The following is a 16,901-nucleotide window of genomic DNA, read 5'->3' as shown; positions in this document are numbered from 1 at the left end:
CTATACCAGCCGGGATACCGCTTACTGCGACTGCTCCGATAACGAGTACCCGGTTTTATTTGGCTCTGAGATGGCTGCCTCCTATAATAAAACCCCGCAAACCGGCAAAGGCGGCTCAATGGCCCGTTTTACCATCGCAGGGAATTATCTCTATGCCGTTAACTTTTCCCAGTTGAAATCATTTGATCTCAGCAACGCAGCCGACCCTGTATTTAAAAGCTCACAAAATATCAACGGCGGCATCGAAACCATTTTCCCTTACGGCGAATATCTTTTTATAGGCAGCCAGAATGCGATGTACATCTATGACATCACTAATCCTGCTGTTCCTGCTCAACGCTCATTGGTTACGCACTTCACTGCCTGTGATCCGGTGGTGGTGGAAGGGAATAAAGCATATGTAACCATGAGAACCGGTGCACTTTGCCCTAGTACCATCAACCAGTTACAGGTATTTGATGTCAGCAATGTGGATCATCCCGTAAAACTAAGTACCGTGGAAATGAAAAATCCGCATGGACTGGGAATTGATAACGGTAAACTCTTTATCTGCGAGGGCGCATTCGGACTGCGTTTCCTGGATGCGTCTGACGTGCGTAATATCACAACCACCAAACTGGTGGATGGAATGGATACCTACGATGTAATACCTTTTGAAAACCAGCACCGCCTGCTGGTAAGCGCCAGGGATGGCATCTATCAATACAATTACAGCTCTATGACCAATCCGCAGCTGCTAAGTAAGATCTCCGTAAAAGGACATTCATATTAACCAGGAAGCATGCTGGCACCAGCATGCTTCTTTCAATTATTCTGATAAGCGCTCCACAGCCAGGTCAAGCGATTCCAGGAAATTCACCTGCCGGCCCTTGTTGCTTTCATAAATAAAATCGCGGATACTTTTCCCGGGGTATTTGGTGAATTCACCAATGATCACCAGCCGCGCCTTATAATTGGAAAACTTCTGAAGTATCTCTCCTGCCACACCTGTTTTCAGGTCAAAAAACGCCGGAGCGACGTTCTTTTCACGAACAATTATTTTGCTGAAATCCTGGTAATAAAGATCCATGATCAGCTGTAATGCTTCCCCCGGATCCGGCATCAGTATTTCATCTGCAATGATTTCCGCGATGCCATTTCCATGCGCTACTATCTTCATTATAAATATTTATTCAGTGGTATAAAGATCATTTCAGGTTATTGACTTTTTCAAACTGCTGCAGTGCATGATGAAGTTTTTCATCTTTCTCTCTTACCTTTCCGGACATCACGAGCTGTTCTTTATTCAGCTCCAGCAATTGCTCGTGCGCCCTGCTTGCTTTCTCCGAATCTTTATCATAACCGGCTTCCTGTTGCGCTATTTCTTCCCGTTCCCTGTTTTTCATATCCCTGAGTCCCGTGTAATAATCAATAGCGGATTTTTTCAGTTCATCGCCCTGTTTTACGCCTTCTGTTGGCAACGCTTCTATTGTTTTAATAATGTTATTGAACCCCTGCTCTATTTTATCTACAGCAACAAGCGCTCCTTTAAAATCTTTCTTTATCAAACAATGCAGCTTTTCTTCTTCCGCCCCGCCTTCACCTACCAGGATATTGAATGCTACCCGTTCCTGCTTAGCAATAACATCCCTGAATTCAACAGCCTTTTTTGATTTACAGGAAGTAAGAACGGTTAATAAAAAAATGATAATAAAAATTTGTTGCTTCATTGGTGGTTTCCTTTAACAATGATATAAACAGGTTAAACAAAGACGGTAAGATAGCGCTTTTTCTGCACTTACCAGGTGCTGCTGAAAACAGCGGGTGAATATACATGGCTGTAGCCCGGCATAACGGGCTGCAGCCAGCTTTGCAGGGAAACCTGGGCGGTGCAGGGCCCATAGGTAATGATCCTGATTTTCCGTTGCAACGATTCTTTTCTCAGTGCATCCAACACCTGCTGCAGGATTTCACCTTTGAAAGGAGTAAACATAAAGAACACGGTTCCTTCCGAGTAATCCGCCGCTCTTGCGTCTGTGTTGATGAATATAACGCCAGGTAAATGAAGTTGTACAGCGCAGTGATCCGCATAATCACAGAAAGCCGGTTCAAATTCTATACCCCTGCAGGGAACACCACTGAGCAGGTGCACAAGTATAGCTACCTGCCCCAGCCCTGCGCCTATATCACAGAAAATATCTTCCTTTGTGAAAGCGGCTTTCTCTGCCAGTTCAAAAACAATCCTGGCCGGTGTTTTCTGGTAATATACCATTTCCGGTTCCAGCTCCTTTGTTTGCTCAGGCATCGTTTGCAAAGGGAATAACCCATTGATAAAAATATCTGCATGATCATATTCCGTTCCCGCATTTGTACTGCCTGCTGTATCAAAACCGGTATATTCCCGGATAAGCTCCCGGAGCCGTTCTCCTCTTACTTCTCCTGTCCTGATGCGGGCCTGCAGCCGTTGAAACATTTTAGTATTGATGGCTTCCAGTTCCTGCTTCAGGTTTTCTGCCCGGTGCTTTAAAGATAATAGTACCTCCTGTTGATTTTCCTGCAACAGCAATTCATCGATACGCTCCATCACCAGGAAATCGATCCTGTCTATCGCCTCTATACGGCTTTCAAATGCTTCTTCCCGGAAAAGCCCGTTATCAACGGCAATTTCGGCTATAAACGATTGCATCTGGGAAAAGGTCATGCTAACTGAGAAATGAAACTATTTTCCAATTACTTTTTTACGATGCGCCTGTCCCCAAAGATAGAGTGCATTCAGCACTTTATCGAGCGACATACCATGTTTGGTAATGGAATACTCCACTGTAGGCGGGAACGTATTATGTACTTCTCTTTTAATAAGCTTATTTGTTTCCAGTACCTTTAGTTCTTTCGACAATGTTTTGTCTGTAATACCACCCACTTCTTTTGATATCTGCTTAAAGCGTTTGTTGCCGGTAGACAGGGAAAGCATAATCAACAGCTTCCATCTGCCCTCCAGGGCTTCCAACGCATCTTTTATAGCAAGTACACTTTTAGGGCATCCTTCGCGTGTCAGCATTTTCCTTGTTTTTGAATTTCACGATACTATCCTTTGGGATAGCGCTATCCGGCGGGATAGTACTATCATTCGGATAGTAAATGTAAATACTTTTACCACAGAATTATTAACCGCTCAAAAAAAATTACAATGACGATCAAAGCAAAGCGCATTCTCTCTATGGTATTAATGGCGATTCCTGTCCTGGTGCTTATCCTTGGAGGAGTAATGAAACTGGTGGATGCAGAACCCGCATCGGTGGTTCAGTTCTTAACCAAATACGGGTTTGGGAGTTATATGAAGCTGCTGGGCGCCGGTGAACTGATCATCGCCGGATTGCTGCTTTATCCTGCAACAAATAAGATCGGGTTCCTGCTGGCAAGTTGCTACCTGGGCGGGGCCTTTTGCCTCGAAATATCCGGCAGCCAGCCTCCTGCTTCCGCTGTATTCCTGGCTATTCTCTGGGCAGGGATGTTTCTGAAGTCGAAGGAAATGTTTCTACCGGCGCAGGGGGCTTACTGATTTTCATATTAAGTATTCAGTACAAATATGATGGAGGCCGGGCTTTGTGTTTGCGGATTTAAAGGCTCTTTTATTTCCCGGAGCATAAGCCCGGCCTCGCGGAAAAGGGATAACCAATCTTCCAGTGTTCTGAAGTACCACTCGTACGGTTTTTCGAAATCTCTTTTTAATCCCCTCCAGCTTCCTTCTTTCCATCCCGAAATATAAGGTCCCTGCTGCGCTATGGTTAAAGGATGCAATGTTTGAATGAATAAGAGGCCATCATCTACAATAAGGCGCTTTATATTCCTGAGCAGCGTTTCCGAATCTGTTTTATCAAGCAGGGAAAAATTGATCACTGCTGCGGCAGTCCTGTTGCTAATCACAAATGCTCCTGTGGCCAGGTCATGGAAACTGGCCACCGCATAACGTTCCCCTCCTTTATCAATGGCATTTTTTATCAGGGCCTCTACTACATCAACACCAAAGGCAGTAATTCCTTTATCCTGCAAACAACGGGTAAGCCATCCTTCCCCACAGCCGATATCCAGTATGGATGGTACATTATAAGAACAGATAGCATTTACAATGGCATTATTGGTGACAAGAGCCCTGGATTCAATTTCCCCGTTATCAATGGTAGCGATCCAGTTGTCTGCATTTACCTGCCAGGAAGCGGCAATGATGGCTGAATGATCCATAGTTTATTTTTGATGGAATTCAATATAAATATAAACAAGTTAACGGACTCTTTATTATGCTTTCCATTACATTTCATAGCGGGAACTACCCATTGTGTGTACAACTTCACACAAAAAAAATCTGTGGTGCAGTCGCTATGCAGCGGCTTGCTTATATAGAAGAGCCCGTACCCCGTCTGGTATACTAATTGCATTTCCAGGTATTGAATCTTTATTGAGTAACCTAAAATGTGAATTATGAAATCGATTCTTCGTGTTATTGGTGTATTACTGTTAGCTGTAGTTTTATTCGCATCCTGTAGTAAAGACACTGACCCCGCAGACGTAGATGTTTTTGCCGGCACTTTCAAAGGAAAGATCGGGTATGTTGACGACGAAAAGAACATCAGCCAGGACAATGGCAGCGTTTTCGTTACAAAGGTTGGTACCAGGTACGACTTCAGATTTTCGGATGGTATTCCGGATCTTACCGGTGTGGATTTTGAAAAGAAAGATGATAATACGATGGTGAGTATCGGATCTTCCGGTACGGGTCTTATTACTATCAACAAAGACAAACTCGTGATAGGTTTTGCCAGGAATGGCAGGAGCTGGACGGCCGATTGCGGAAGATAATTTCTTTTAAAAAAAAAGAAGCTGATGTGTGATAAAACCTGTTATCACACATCAGCTTTTATATAAACGTACTACCCCTGGTTCCCCGGGAAATAATATCTGCGTATGATAATAATTAAAGGCAGGGCCAATGCTACCCATGAAAATATATCCCAAACGCCATCGCCTACCAGTGCAGCAATTAACCCGGCCAGCGACAACAACGCTATCAGCAGCGGTTTTCCCCATAAACTGGTAAATGGATTATTCTTCATCTTCGTATACTACTTTTTCTGTGAGCCTGCTCCATTGATGACTGGCGGCTTTTCTTCGCGCAAACCAGAGGTACAGGCCCGTAATTAATACTATAATAGTGGCCAGGTCGAACAGCGCCCAGATAATCTTTAGCGGCATACCGCCGTAATCACCAAAATGCAATGGCTCTGATAAGAACAGGGTATTCACATACCAGGGCATCGTGCGGGCATCCGTTAATGCGCCGGTTTTGGCGTCTACCAGGGCGGGCATCAGCAACCGTGATGTAAGCGCAGTATTGCCCCGCATAAACACTGCATAATGATGTTTGCTGGAAAACATGGTTCCCGGGTAAGTAACAATGCGGGGCTCCATATGCGGCGCCGCTTTCTGAGCGGTAGCCATGGCGCTGTCTAATGAGCTTAACTCCCCTGTTAGTGGTTGTTGCTGCGCATAGGGCGCTACCATTTCTTTCAGTTGCCCCTGTTGCCATAAGGCCAGCACTACATCGGACAAGGTATTGATAACACCTGTTAAACCTACCACACTGGCCCATGTAAGCGTTACAATCCCGATCAGGTTATGCGTATCCAGCCATTTAAGACGGTTGGATTTATACTTCCGCACCATCCCGAAATCATACTTCTTCATGATACGGCCATAGAGCACCACACCGGAAACAATGGCAATAACAAACAGGATTCCCATCAAACCCAGGAATAATTTTCCACCAATGCCCAGGAACATATTCATGTGGATCTTTAGGATAATATCCATGATGCCATCGGTAGTTGGTTTATCCAGCACCTTACCGGTATACACGTTGAGCGTGGCATACCTGCTTCCTTCGGGTGGGGCATCTGGTTTGGCGGCAAGGTCAAATATGATCTTGTTCTTATCATCATTGTCCCAGAAAATATAGCGGATCTTCTCCGCGGGGTACTGTTTGCCGGCAAGTACGGCCAGCGAATCGAGGCTCATTTTACGGGCGCCTGCCGGCACTTCCGCCACCACCTGTTTTTCCAGCAGGCCATCCAGCTCTTCGTGAAAGATCAGCGGGAGACCGGTGATGCACAGCATCAGCATAAAGAGGGTGCAGATAAGGCTGGTCCATTTATGCCATGAAAACCAACGTTTGGCAGTCCTGATATTCATTACCTGGTGATTTGTATTTAACTATCCGGTCTTATAAACCCAGACATCATTCAACCCCAAAGATGCCTGCTTCCGCGGCTCCTGGTTTACGAGATCCGGAATTTAATTTTACAAATCGGGAAATTAATATCACAGTGAACTTTGCGGCTGGAAACATTCAATCGCCCATGAAAGGGCCGGTAAGTATAGTACCGGCCCTATTCCTATTTCTTCTTCCCCAACACAGTAAACGGGTTGAACGATATTCCCACGTTAAAGTAATACGCAGGAGCGGGCCGGGTTTGAAAAACAGGAGAGTTAAATGAATCCTCCTTCCTGAACAACCTGCCGGATGTGCTAAACCTCATCCCGGTTTTTGCGGTAAATATAAACTGCCTGGCTATGATGTGTTCAAAAGTGATACCTGAGTTGATATCTAATTGCCGGTACTCGTACTTTTGATCAGTGCCATCTATATTGTATAAATAAAAAGAGGTTCTGTCGAGCTCACTGCCCAGCGATATCCTGGCATTGGAATTAATATATTTCCTGAGATACAGGTTTTTGGGGAGCACAAAATCTGCCACAAAGCCATTATTAAATTTATGCTCGTAAGAGAAAGTAGGTACAACAGGTATTTGCGCGCTCGGATCAATATTAACCAGTATTCCCGCTGTCATTTTAGTGCGTTGATTCGCTTTCAGGATCATTGTTCCTGTAATGAGCCCTTTTACCCTTTCCATCTGCTTCCCGCTACCATCCACCGCCAGGCTGGAAGTATAGATGACCCGTTTGTTAAACAGCGTGGAGAAATAAGAAAAGCTGATGGATGAAAAAAGGTAATGAAAATCATTGTCAACGGGTTTTTGCCCGCCAGTAAAAGGATCAAATACATTTGCTCCTGCCGCTATATACCTGTAGCCCAGTGTAGCGCCCAAAGCCCAGTTTTTCTTTTTGACAAAGTTGATACTACCGCTCACCTTTAACTGTGAAAAGCCTGTCATCCTACCTTCATGGAAAGATTTCCCGTCCTTGTCTGAATTATAACTGTATGGAGCAACATGAACAAATTCAATATTCAGCGGGCGGGCAATGGCAAACTTGTCGGCCGCAAACGCCTGTGCACGCCTTTGCACATTCATACTATCCCGCCTGGGAATGCTATCGCTGGTTTGTGAAAACCCTTCCAACGATAAAGTAAGTATACCGAACATTACTACTGCATTTTTCATGGCCTTCCTGTTTTTTAGTTACAATTCCAGTTACCGGAATCCAGTCAAAGGAAGGTATTAAACCAATTCATTTTCCTGTTTTTCTACCAAAGCCTTTACATTTTATACTAAAAACAGGGTATGAAATTTTGTAGAACAGGAAGATGGTTTTGTATAATTCACCGCTGTCACGGATGGATTATCATCAACGACAAAGACGCTAAATAATAACAAACCGTTCAGCCTGGGCACTATAGTATCCAGGCTGAACGGTTTACAGGAAGCGCTGATCACTTCGGCAATACTTTCTCCAGTGTTTCCTCCAAAGCTGCTCCCCGCAGGTATTTGGCAATGATCTTCCCGTTAGGGTCTATCAGGAAGTTCATAGGAATTGCGTTTACTTCATACAATTTCGCCGCTTCATTTTCCCATGCCTTCAGGTCCGACACCTGTGTCCAGGGCAGTCCATCTTTTTCGATGGCAGCCAGCCATTTGTCCCTGTCTCCGTCCCTGTCAAGCGATACGCCCAGCACCGTAAAGCCTTTATCTTTATAAGTCTGGTATGCTTTCACTACATTCGGGTTCTCCCTTCTGCAGGGGCCGCACCACGACGCCCAAAAATCAAGCAATACATATTTGCCCCTGAAATCAGAGAGCTTCACCGGTTTACCGTTTACATCCAGTTGTGTAAAATCAGGCGCTTCTGCTCCATCCTGGGTTTTCTTCACTTTGGCAATTCTTGCCTGCAGTTCCAGGCCCAGATCCGATTTCCGGATGGCCGGGTCCAGAGCATTAAACTCCTTTTCTGCGGCAATGGCGTCAAACTCAGGCGGCAGCGTGGAGTTGAAGGCCATCAGCGCCATATACCGGCCAGGATTGGCCTTTACATATTTCATCTTCACGGAAATGATCTCCTTTTGTATCTCACTGGCCCGCTGATCCAGGCTGGCGATATAGGCGGAGTCTTTTTGCTTCCCGGGCGACTGTTCCCTAAACTCCTTGTTCAGCACATCGTATTTGCTGTAGTAAGGCTTCAGCAATGCGTTTATCTTCACGTTGTCATCATTTGTCTGGCTGCCGGTGATCACCGCATTTTTTATGGAATCTTTTGCGGCGATGGTGATGGTCCTGTCTTCAATCAGGAAAGGCAGGATATCTTCCACGGGCCGGGTGGTAGGATCAGGCGGCAGGTTGTTGTGCTTCACTACGATATGCGCTTCCTTTGGCGCACCTACAGTACCACGGAAAAGGAATTTCCCGTTTTTCATGATAGTGGAATCGATCATCCGCTCTCCCTTTACCTTATAGGTAAGAAAAACCTTCACCGGTTCTTTTATGCTGCTTACGCTTCCTTTAATGGTATACGACTGCTGTGCGTTGCTTATTACAGGAGCGCCCAATGCCGCCAGTATCATTATCTTATTTAAATTCATATTTTCTTTTTTTGATGAATACTATTTCTTTACTACCGGTGATTGCAGCTGCTGTGCATAGCGTGCAGGTTGTTCCAGCAACCGTAATGCTTCCTGTATGCTGGCATTATCTGTATTAAGCACCCGGAGATAATAATCATTACCTGCAAACAGCTGGCTGGCCAGCTGGCCTTTGATTTCCAGGGATAGTAAGCCGATGATCCTGTCTTTGCCTGCCATTTGCAGCGGCAGCCCTGCTTTTTCAGCAGCGCCTACCACCTGTTGCACTAAATAACCCGGTACCTGGTATTGTTTATTAAACGCTTTAAAATCCTGGTAGCTGGATAGCAGGGACGCGCGGTTACTGTCCAGGTAATCGAAGGTGATCTTCCCTGCCAGGTTATGATCGGCTACATCCCGGAGCCAGCCATTATATTCAACAGTGTCTAATGGAATAAACAGATCCGGCATAATTCCACCGCCCCCAAACACGGTGCGTTTATTTACCAGCGTAGTATGCCTGAGGGAATCGGGAAAATGAAATACATTGGCCTTCGTCAGTTCCCCGCTGGCAAACCGCGTTTGTACGTTATCGTTATAGCTGGAACCATGATAAGGCTTTTGAATAGACCTGCCGGAAGGCGTGTAATAGCGGGCGCCGGTAAGCTCCAGTACGGAGCCGTCAAATACCGGCACCGGGCGTTGCATCAGTCCTTTACCAAAGCTTCTTCTGCCTACAACCACCGCACGGTCCCAGTCCTGCAACGCACCGGTAAGGATCTCGCTGGCGGAGGCTGTCGACTGGTCTATCAACACTACCAGGTTGCCTTCCATAAAATTGCCAAAGCCGCCGGTGTAGTAATAATCTTTCCCTTTATCTCTTCCTACACTATAAAATACCAGTTTATCTTTTGGTAAAAATTCATCTGCCACCCCAATGGCTGCCTGTACATATCCGCCGCCATTGCCCTGCAAATCAAGGATCAGGCTTTTCATTCCCTGTTCTTTCAGTTGCGTAATCGCTTTGTCCATTTCTGCGCGGGTAGTTTCACTGAAGATGCGCAACGAGATATATCCAACCTTGTCTGTAAGCATATACGCCGATCTCACGGACCGGTCGGCCACCACATTGCGCACAATTTCAGCGGTAAACTTTGTGCCGTTGGATTTACGAAGCACTTCCAGCGTAACAGGAGTGCCTTTTCCACCACGGATCTTTTTCATCACCGCAAAGTTTGTTGCGCCTGCAACGGGTACTTTATCAATAGCCAGTATCCTGTCGCCTGCAAGCAGACCGGCTTTTTCCGCCGGGCCTCCGCTTACGATCTGGGTGATATAAAGGCTGTCGCGCTCCATCATAAACTGGATGCCTATGCCGGCGAAATTGCCTTTCATTGCTTCCTGCATCTGTGCCGCCTCTTCACCGGAAAAGTACCGGGAATGAGGATCCAGTTCCCGCATCATCCCTGCAATAGCAGCATTTACCAATGTCTCATCTGCCAGGGAATCAACATAATTTTCCTGTATAGCTTTCAGTGTTTGCCAGAGCTTTTCTTTAGGGTTCACCTGCGCTTTGGCATGCAATGAAAGCCCCGCTATTCCCAGTGCTACAAGCGCATATTTTTTCAGCACCATAATTTATTTTTCTGCTTTTAAAAGTTCAATGGCATAGCTCAGCTCATCCACCAGTTTACTCGGGCTACCGGAGTAACCTTCGGAGGTATAGCGCATCATACCATCTTTAAGGATCACTTTCCTGGGTATGGCGGAAGAATGGAAAAAGGGAACAAAGGATTTAAATACCTGGTCCTGCTCCCCTGTTTTCTTATTTACTGCATCATGCAGCAGTTGAAAGCGGAATCCTTCCTGTTTCACATATCCTTCTGATTTTTCTTTGTAGTTGCCTGTTTGCATGGTGCCTACCATGTACACGGCCACCTGCGGGTCCTGCGCATATTTGTCTACCAGCATCTGCATCCCGGGGAATGCGCTGATACAGGGTTTGCACCAGGTAGCCCAAAAGTCGAGCACCACAATTTTATTGTTCCAGTCGCTGGACCGTACCAGTTTGCCCTCCGGGTTCTCCAGTGCAAAGGGTACATATTCCTGGTTAGTCAGATGCGCTCTCACCGATGCCTTCATCTCTTCCTGTTCGTCTGCCGATTTCAGGGAAGCGAGGTACTTATCATAGGCGCCCGGCGTGTTGTTTTTTGCCGTGAAAATGCTTTCCAGTTTATCAAACATACCTGCTGTCATGGCATTTGCTTTTACACAATTTTCCAGGAAGGGCTGGATAGCTTGCTGGTCGCCGGTTTGCTGAAGAATATCCAGGTGAATATTATTCAGGTCTGCTGAGCCGTAAACGCCTTTGGGCGACAGGTATTTGAAATATTCCTTTGCAGCAGCATATTGCTTCAGGTCGTGCAGCAATGAAATATGCGTATTCAATTCGTTATCCAGTTGTTCGCTGGCATTGGCTGCAGCTTTCTCCGGGGTAAACACGCCTGCTTCTTCATAAGATCTGTCGTTTACTTTTTTTACCAGCTCATTGATCAGGGCAGTGGAAATCCCGGCAAGGGTATCGCGGCCAACTGTTTTAAATACATAGGCGCGCATGATATTCCAGCGGTATATTTCATTTGCTGTTTTGAAGTTGAGTGGTGTACAAAAAGCCACCAGCTTATCAAACTGCCGGGTGTTCATATATGCGGCGCCCAGTTCCCGGTGCACGCTGTAGTAAATAAATTCCTGGTTGGTTGGATGGGCTTTCCAGGCATCATACGGGAAAGCCTTCAGGAAAGTTGTTGCAAAAGTGATCAGTTCTTCCGGGCTTTTAGCGGCGGACAGGCCCTGATACCCCTTCAACCGGGCAGTTGCGCCTGAAGGATATTTATGAAGGATCAGCTGCTGCAATTCCTCTCCCCTTTTGTTGTCTTTCAATTCAAACTGGAAGTATCGCTGGATATCCGACAATTGCTGTTCCGACAGTGTAGTGTTTTTTATCAGTTCTTTTGGATCAGTGTTCCTGTACTGCTCATTTTTCTGCGCAAACACCATCGTGGCACTGAGCAGCAGGCTACATCCGATTAAGCATATTTTCGTTCTCATATCTTGTTATCGTTGGTTCTGGGTTAATTCCGGGTTCAATTCAATATTTTTTGGTGGAATAGGATACACGTAGCGGTCGCCCGGCACCAGTGTATAGGTAACGCCCTTGAATACACGCGATTCCGTTTCAGCAAGCGCAGGCTCTACACTGAGCCTTCGCTGATCAAACCAACGCAGTCCTGTGCCGAATAATTCCCGTCTTCTTTCATCGATCACCAAACGCAGCGCTTCCTCATTGGTAGCTGCAGCGAGAGCGGTATACTGTGCAGGCAGGAATCGTTTCTGCCGCAGCTCATTTACCAGGGCCATGGCTTCGTCTTTTTTACCGGACCTGGCTAAACCTTCTGCCTGTATCAGCATCATTTCCGGTACAGATACACCGGCTGTCACATTATCCGGCAGGAAAATTTTATCGCGGTAAGATCCACGCCCGGTAAAAGAAGGCTGGAAAGTATTTCCACCCCGGGTGAACAGCTGGTAGCGCAGATCTTCCGGCGTAAGCCTGTTCATCAGTTCCGTACTTAAAGGCAAATCAATATTCCCTGGCTTGGACACTTTCTTGCTGAGTATCACTTCCGGGTTATCGAGCCGGCGGGGATAAATCTTTGTACCATCGGCATAGTCTTTCAGGTCCAGCAAGGTATGCTGGAAGCTCAGCGATCTGGCGGCATAATCTGCTGCTTCGCTGTAGCGTTGCATGTAGAGACAAGTTCTGGCCAGCAGCGCATAGCCGGCGGCTTTCCCGGGATGCAGTTTATTGGATGCGTTATCGGGCAGTTCAGGGAGGGCCTCTGTGAGGTCGAGCATGATCTGGTCGTATACCTGCTTTACAGAAGCCCTGTTAAGCGGTACAAAAAGATCCGGGGAAAGTAATAAAGGCAATCCCGGATCTGTGGCGGCGTTGGCAGCATTATACACCCTTGCATACAGGTTCACCAGGGTAAGATAGGCAACGGCCCGCTGTACCCGCGCTTCTGCGTATATGCTCCGTTTCTGCGCATCTGTACCATTGGCGCTTCCCATTACATTGGCAGTAATCTGGTTGCACACGTATACCTGGTTATACAGCTGATCCCAGCCGGCATCTCCCTGATCGGAAGTGTAATAGTCTGCCGCCCAGGTATAAACGTTCTGCAGCTCGCCCGTAAGCAGGTTTTGTAAACTGGTATTGGATTCCAGGTTGATGTCATCGCCGGATAACATAGGCAGACTGGCGGAAGTTTCAAACAGGCTTACATTGTTGAGCAGCATCTGGAAATCTGAGGTATATTTAAACACACGCTGATTGGGTTGTTCCACTTCCACGTACTTACGGCACGAGGTGGTTCCCATAGCCAATACCAGCAGCGTAATACAAAAGCGTTTCATTGTCATTTTGATCATTTTTTCCGGTGTTAGAAAGAAGCGTTCAGGCTCATGAAATAACTGGGTGAAGGCGGCAGGTTGGTATAGTTGCTGCTCATCGCATAACTGGGATCAATACCGGCCTTGTTCTGTTTCCAGATAATACCCAGGTTCCTCACGGCAAAATTGATCCCTGCCGATTTCAGCATGGTACGTGACAATGCTTTTGATGGTACCTGGTAGCCCATTGAAATTTGCTGCAACCTGATATGGCTGGCGCTTTCCACCAGGATATCGGCCATCTTGTACCGGTTGCTGCTGTTGGTGGTTACATTCGCCAAACCAGGCACGTTGGTAAACTGCTCATCGCCCGGTTTACGCCAGCGTTCTGCCAGGTCGCGCTGCGTGCCAATAAGCCCGATATAGTTACTGGTGGCATAATCCGGGTAGTTCTGTATGGACAGGCGGCGGAACACATGGCCCATTTCATAGGAAATGCGCACGCCGAGTGTAAATGATTTATAGCTGAAGTCGTTGAAGAAACCTCCGAAGTAAGGCGGTGTAGTGCGACCCATATACACAAGATCTTTGGCAGTAATTGCGCTGTTGGGCATGTCTGCCGTCACAATTTTTCCATCGGCAGTATATACCTGGGAGCGGCCTTTATTATCCAGTCCGGCCCAGCGGTAAGCATACAGATAATCATTTGGCATTCCTTCTATGGGGGCGCTGCTGGCTACTGCAATGCTGCTGGTAGGTCGTGTAAAGCGCGCATCCGTTACTTCGTTGGTGTTGTAGGCGAAATTAAAGCTGGAGCTCCAGCCGAAATTCCTGTTCCTGATGATGTCTCCACGGATGCCCAGGTCGTACCCATGCCCTTTCATGCTGGCGGCATTATAATAGAGTGAGCTCCATCCATAAGTGGTGTTGACGGGGAACTGCCACAGGATATCGCTGGTTCTTTTGCGGTAGGCGTCTGCACTGAAATGGAGGCGGTTGTTCAATACATCCACATCCATACCCAGGTTCCAGGTTTTAGTAAGCTCCCAGCTGATCTTATTATTGGCGGGAGATAATACATTGCCATATGGTTCACGGGTAACCGGGTCCAGACCGCTCAGATTGAGCAGGGCGGCGTTGCTGGCGCTCCTCGGTACTGCTCCACCGGTACCGTAGGTAAGCCGGAGGTTTAATTTATTGAGCCAGTTTACTGATTTCATAAAATCTTCCGAAGTAACATCCCACTTCACACCCGCGCTCCATAAGGGTCTTGCGCGCTGGCTGCGGGAAGCGCCGGCCAGTGTAAAATCATCAAAACGGATACTTCCTGATACGATGTAGCGGTTATTCATCATAGAGAGGGCGCCATTTCCGTAGTACGACAGGAACCGGTTGATGGACCTGTTAATACTACCATCGGAAAAGCCGAGCGAGGTGGTCCAGCCCATCACAGTTTGATAATACACGTTGGGGTCCCAGGAAGCGGAAGAATAGGTATCATTATTAAATCCGTAACGGGTTTGCTGGTAAGCGGTCAGCTGGTCTTCCCGGATTTCCGTACCTGCCAGGGCGTTCAGTGAGAAATTATTGCCCCAGGATTTATTCACGTTTACCTGGCCGCGCAGCCCGTAATTTACGGTATTGGTATTTGTGCTGGTCATTTTACCTCCGTAAGGTACGCCGTATACCAGGCGGCCATTGGGGCCTACTGTGGTACCGGTATTCACCAGTACTCTTGTATCGTAGCTTTCCAGTTCACCGAGGATAGTATTTTCTGCGAGATTGCGTTGTAAGGTACCTGCTACGCTTACATTCAGCCAGTCGGTGATTGTTGTATTGATATCCGTTGTGAAACGGTAGCGGTTTTCTTTTGAAACCGAATTACCATAATTCAATTCCTGTAAAGGACTGTAGGTCCAGGGGAGATAGCCTTTGCTGAGGAAATCGGCTGCCACTTCATCGCGGTAATCGATGGAGCGGGCAATAGGATTACCGGCATCATCCTGCAGCATTTCATAGGGGCGCAATCCCAGTCGCCCGTTGCCAATGGCATTCAGCGCTGCTGTATTGGCCGTGCTGGTGGCGTAATTGTAATTGAGGCCGGTGTTAATGGTGACCCTGTTGTTAAACAATTCGTTGCTCAGGTTGGCATTCACAAAATAATTTTCGCTTTTGTTATTCCTGAACACCGGAACATCTTTGGTATAGTTGGTAGAGATATAGTAAGTGCTGTGCTGGCCGCCACCGGAGAGGGAGAGATTGTATTGCTGGGAAACGGCGCGTTGAAACAGGAGGTCGCGGATCTGGCCCCGGTTATCCAGTTTACCCAGCGCAGTTAATGCGGAGTCGCGCTGACCGGCAGTAGCGGTGCCCCTGTCTACTTTAAACATCCATTCCAGTGCTTCGCTTACCGGCATGTTCTGGTTAAAGGTCATCCAGCTGTTGTCCCAGATGGCAGGATCGGTAAAGAATCCCAGGCCCTTCATTTCCTTCTCCAGGTCAATATATTCCGCGGTGCTCATGCGGTTCAGGTTCTTCATATTCGCAGGATTGGAAATACTCAGGTTACTGCTGAAGTTGACAGCTGAGGAATTCTTCTTTCCTTTTTTGGTGGTGACCACAATAACGCCATTGGCCGCTTTCGCGCCCCAGATGGAGGTAGCGGCGGCATCTTTCAGTATGGTGATGGATTCAATATCTTCGGGATTGTAGCGGCTTAATACAGCGCCCCCGCTGGCGCTGTTATTCGTCCTGGTGGTGAGATCCTGGTCCACAGCCGGGAAGCCGTCTATAACAATGAGTGGCGTGCTGCCGGCGCCGGCGCCCAGGGTATTTACCCCGCGGATGCTGATCTTATTGTTCCGCACATCAAAACGGACACCAGGCGCTGTGCCTTCCAGGCGCTCCATTAAATTCACCGCGGGCACGGACCTTATCTGTTTACTGGTAATCTGCTCAAAAGCGCCGGTAGCTCTTTCTTTTGGCAACGACTGGTACCCGGTAGATAATACATTTACTTCCTGCAGCTGGTGTATATCGGCTTCCATCCGGGCGTTCACAATGTTGTTATCTCCCACCTCCATCTTTAAGGGATTCATACCTACAAAGGTGAAAACAACCGCCGTTGCTTTCTCCTTCAGCCGCAGCGTGTACCGGCCGTCGCTGCTGGTAAGCGCGCCAAACCGGATCGCGTATCCCTGGGGAATAACGGTGACCCCAACCAGCGGATGCCCTTCTGCATCCGTTACTACGCCGGTAATGGTTTGTACATATTCCTCACCAGGAGCCTCCGCTGAATTTTCCGCAGGTGTTGTATCCGGGCTTTTTGCCGGGCGGTTATCTTTGATAATGGTGTAATAATTTTCCTGTACATAGAGGAAAACAAATCCTTTATTATACAACAGGTCCTTCAACACCGCTTCCACGGGCTCTTTTTTGGTGAGCGGGCGTTTCAGGTTTACATAAATATTATCCAGCAGGTGTTCTTCGTAGGCAAACCTGGTACCATATACCGCTTTCACTTCTTCCAGCGCTGCTTTCAATTTTATTTGCTGTTGTGCAAATAGCTTCCCCGGCAGTGTTGCCCAGAGGCAACACATGACAAATAACATTCGTTTGTACATGC

General features: G+C 47.2%; 16 protein-coding genes. 3 read left to right on the top strand and 13 right to left on the bottom strand.

Annotated elements, in window-relative coordinates; all coding sequences use genetic code 11:
* Window positions 1–772 (top strand): hypothetical protein (locus tag VIM72_RS14480; RefSeq protein ID WP_332003536.1); only part of this gene is annotated, 772 nt, incomplete at its 5' end.
* Between the two features lie 36 nt (window positions 773–808).
* Here VIM72_RS14480 and VIM72_RS14475 read toward each other — a convergent pair.
* The 4 genes from VIM72_RS14475 to VIM72_RS14460 all read right to left on the bottom strand — a co-directional run bounded on the left by VIM72_RS14475 (window position 809) and on the right by VIM72_RS14460 (window position 3,037).
* The gene (locus tag VIM72_RS14475) at window positions 809–1,159 is read right to left on the bottom strand and encodes a DUF4180 domain-containing protein (RefSeq protein ID WP_332003535.1); all 351 of its coding nucleotides are present in this window, start codon (window positions 1,157–1,159) and stop codon (window positions 809–811) included.
* Between the two features lie 28 nt (window positions 1,160–1,187).
* A complete protein-coding gene (locus VIM72_RS14470) occupies window positions 1,188–1,709 on the bottom strand; it encodes a hypothetical protein (protein ID WP_332003534.1) in 522 nt (173 codons plus the stop codon).
* Window positions 1,710–1,777: 68 nt separating this feature from the next.
* Window positions 1,778–2,680, bottom strand: a complete 903-nt coding sequence (locus VIM72_RS14465) for a class I SAM-dependent methyltransferase (protein WP_332003533.1) — start codon at window positions 2,678–2,680, stop codon at window positions 1,778–1,780.
* 18 nt (window positions 2,681–2,698) lie between these two features.
* On the bottom strand, window positions 2,699–3,037 hold the full coding sequence (locus VIM72_RS14460) for a helix-turn-helix domain-containing protein (protein WP_332003532.1): 339 nt from the start codon (window positions 3,035–3,037) through the stop codon (window positions 2,699–2,701).
* A 129-nt stretch (window positions 3,038–3,166) separates the two neighbouring features.
* On the opposite strand from VIM72_RS14460, the gene VIM72_RS14455 reads away from it, so the two are divergent.
* A complete protein-coding gene (locus VIM72_RS14455; RefSeq protein WP_332003531.1) occupies window positions 3,167–3,538 on the top strand; it encodes a hypothetical protein in 372 nt (123 codons plus the stop codon).
* Between the two features lie 8 nt (window positions 3,539–3,546).
* Here VIM72_RS14455 and VIM72_RS14450 read toward each other — a convergent pair whose 3' ends face one another.
* The gene (locus VIM72_RS14450; RefSeq protein ID WP_332003530.1) at window positions 3,547–4,218 is read right to left on the bottom strand and encodes a class I SAM-dependent methyltransferase; all 672 of its coding nucleotides are present in this window, start codon (window positions 4,216–4,218) and stop codon (window positions 3,547–3,549) included.
* Between the two features lie 237 nt (window positions 4,219–4,455).
* Between VIM72_RS14450 and VIM72_RS14445 the strand changes: the two genes are divergently transcribed.
* Complete coding sequence (locus VIM72_RS14445; RefSeq protein ID WP_332003529.1) at window positions 4,456–4,833, top strand: hypothetical protein; 378 nt, start codon at window positions 4,456–4,458, stop codon at window positions 4,831–4,833.
* 71 nt (window positions 4,834–4,904) lie between these two features.
* Here the strand turns inward: VIM72_RS14445 and VIM72_RS14440 are convergent, their stop codons facing one another.
* From VIM72_RS14440 to VIM72_RS14405, 8 genes are all read right to left on the bottom strand, one after another.
* The gene (locus tag VIM72_RS14440) at window positions 4,905–5,087 is read right to left on the bottom strand and encodes a hypothetical protein (RefSeq protein WP_332003528.1); all 183 of its coding nucleotides are present in this window, start codon (window positions 5,085–5,087) and stop codon (window positions 4,905–4,907) included.
* The gene (locus VIM72_RS14435) at window positions 5,077–6,222 is read right to left on the bottom strand and encodes a PepSY-associated TM helix domain-containing protein (RefSeq protein WP_332003527.1); all 1,146 of its coding nucleotides are present in this window, start codon (window positions 6,220–6,222) and stop codon (window positions 5,077–5,079) included. The genes VIM72_RS14440 and VIM72_RS14435 overlap by 11 nt, the downstream gene beginning before the upstream one ends.
* A 203-nt stretch (window positions 6,223–6,425) precedes the next feature.
* A complete protein-coding gene (locus tag VIM72_RS14430; protein WP_332003526.1) occupies window positions 6,426–7,433 on the bottom strand; it encodes a hypothetical protein in 1,008 nt (335 codons plus the stop codon).
* A gap of 269 nt (window positions 7,434–7,702) precedes the next feature.
* Window positions 7,703–8,845: a TlpA disulfide reductase family protein gene (locus tag VIM72_RS14425; protein WP_332003525.1), complete on the bottom strand. Its 1,143-nt coding sequence runs from the start codon at window positions 8,843–8,845 to the stop codon at window positions 7,703–7,705.
* A 21-nt stretch (window positions 8,846–8,866) separates the two neighbouring features.
* Window positions 8,867–10,459: a S41 family peptidase gene (locus tag VIM72_RS14420; RefSeq protein ID WP_332003524.1), complete on the bottom strand. Its 1,593-nt coding sequence runs from the start codon at window positions 10,457–10,459 to the stop codon at window positions 8,867–8,869.
* Between the two features lie 3 nt (window positions 10,460–10,462).
* Window positions 10,463–11,932, bottom strand: a complete 1,470-nt coding sequence (locus VIM72_RS14415) for a TlpA disulfide reductase family protein (RefSeq protein ID WP_332003523.1) — start codon at window positions 11,930–11,932, stop codon at window positions 10,463–10,465.
* Between the two features lie 6 nt (window positions 11,933–11,938).
* Entirely contained in the window at window positions 11,939–13,300 is a 1,362-nt protein-coding gene (locus tag VIM72_RS14410) for a RagB/SusD family nutrient uptake outer membrane protein (RefSeq protein WP_332003522.1), read from the bottom strand.
* A 26-nt stretch (window positions 13,301–13,326) separates the two neighbouring features.
* Complete coding sequence (locus VIM72_RS14405; RefSeq protein ID WP_332003521.1) at window positions 13,327–16,899, bottom strand: SusC/RagA family TonB-linked outer membrane protein; 3,573 nt, start codon at window positions 16,897–16,899, stop codon at window positions 13,327–13,329.
* Window positions 16,900–16,901: the final 2 nt, after the last annotated feature.

Source organism: Chitinophaga sp. (assembly GCF_036569185.1).
In the GTDB taxonomy this organism is placed as follows: domain Bacteria; phylum Bacteroidota; class Bacteroidia; order Chitinophagales; family Chitinophagaceae; genus Chitinophaga.
The sequence above is the reverse complement of the archived record's forward strand: the minus strand, read 5'-3'. Positions and strand labels throughout refer to the sequence as shown.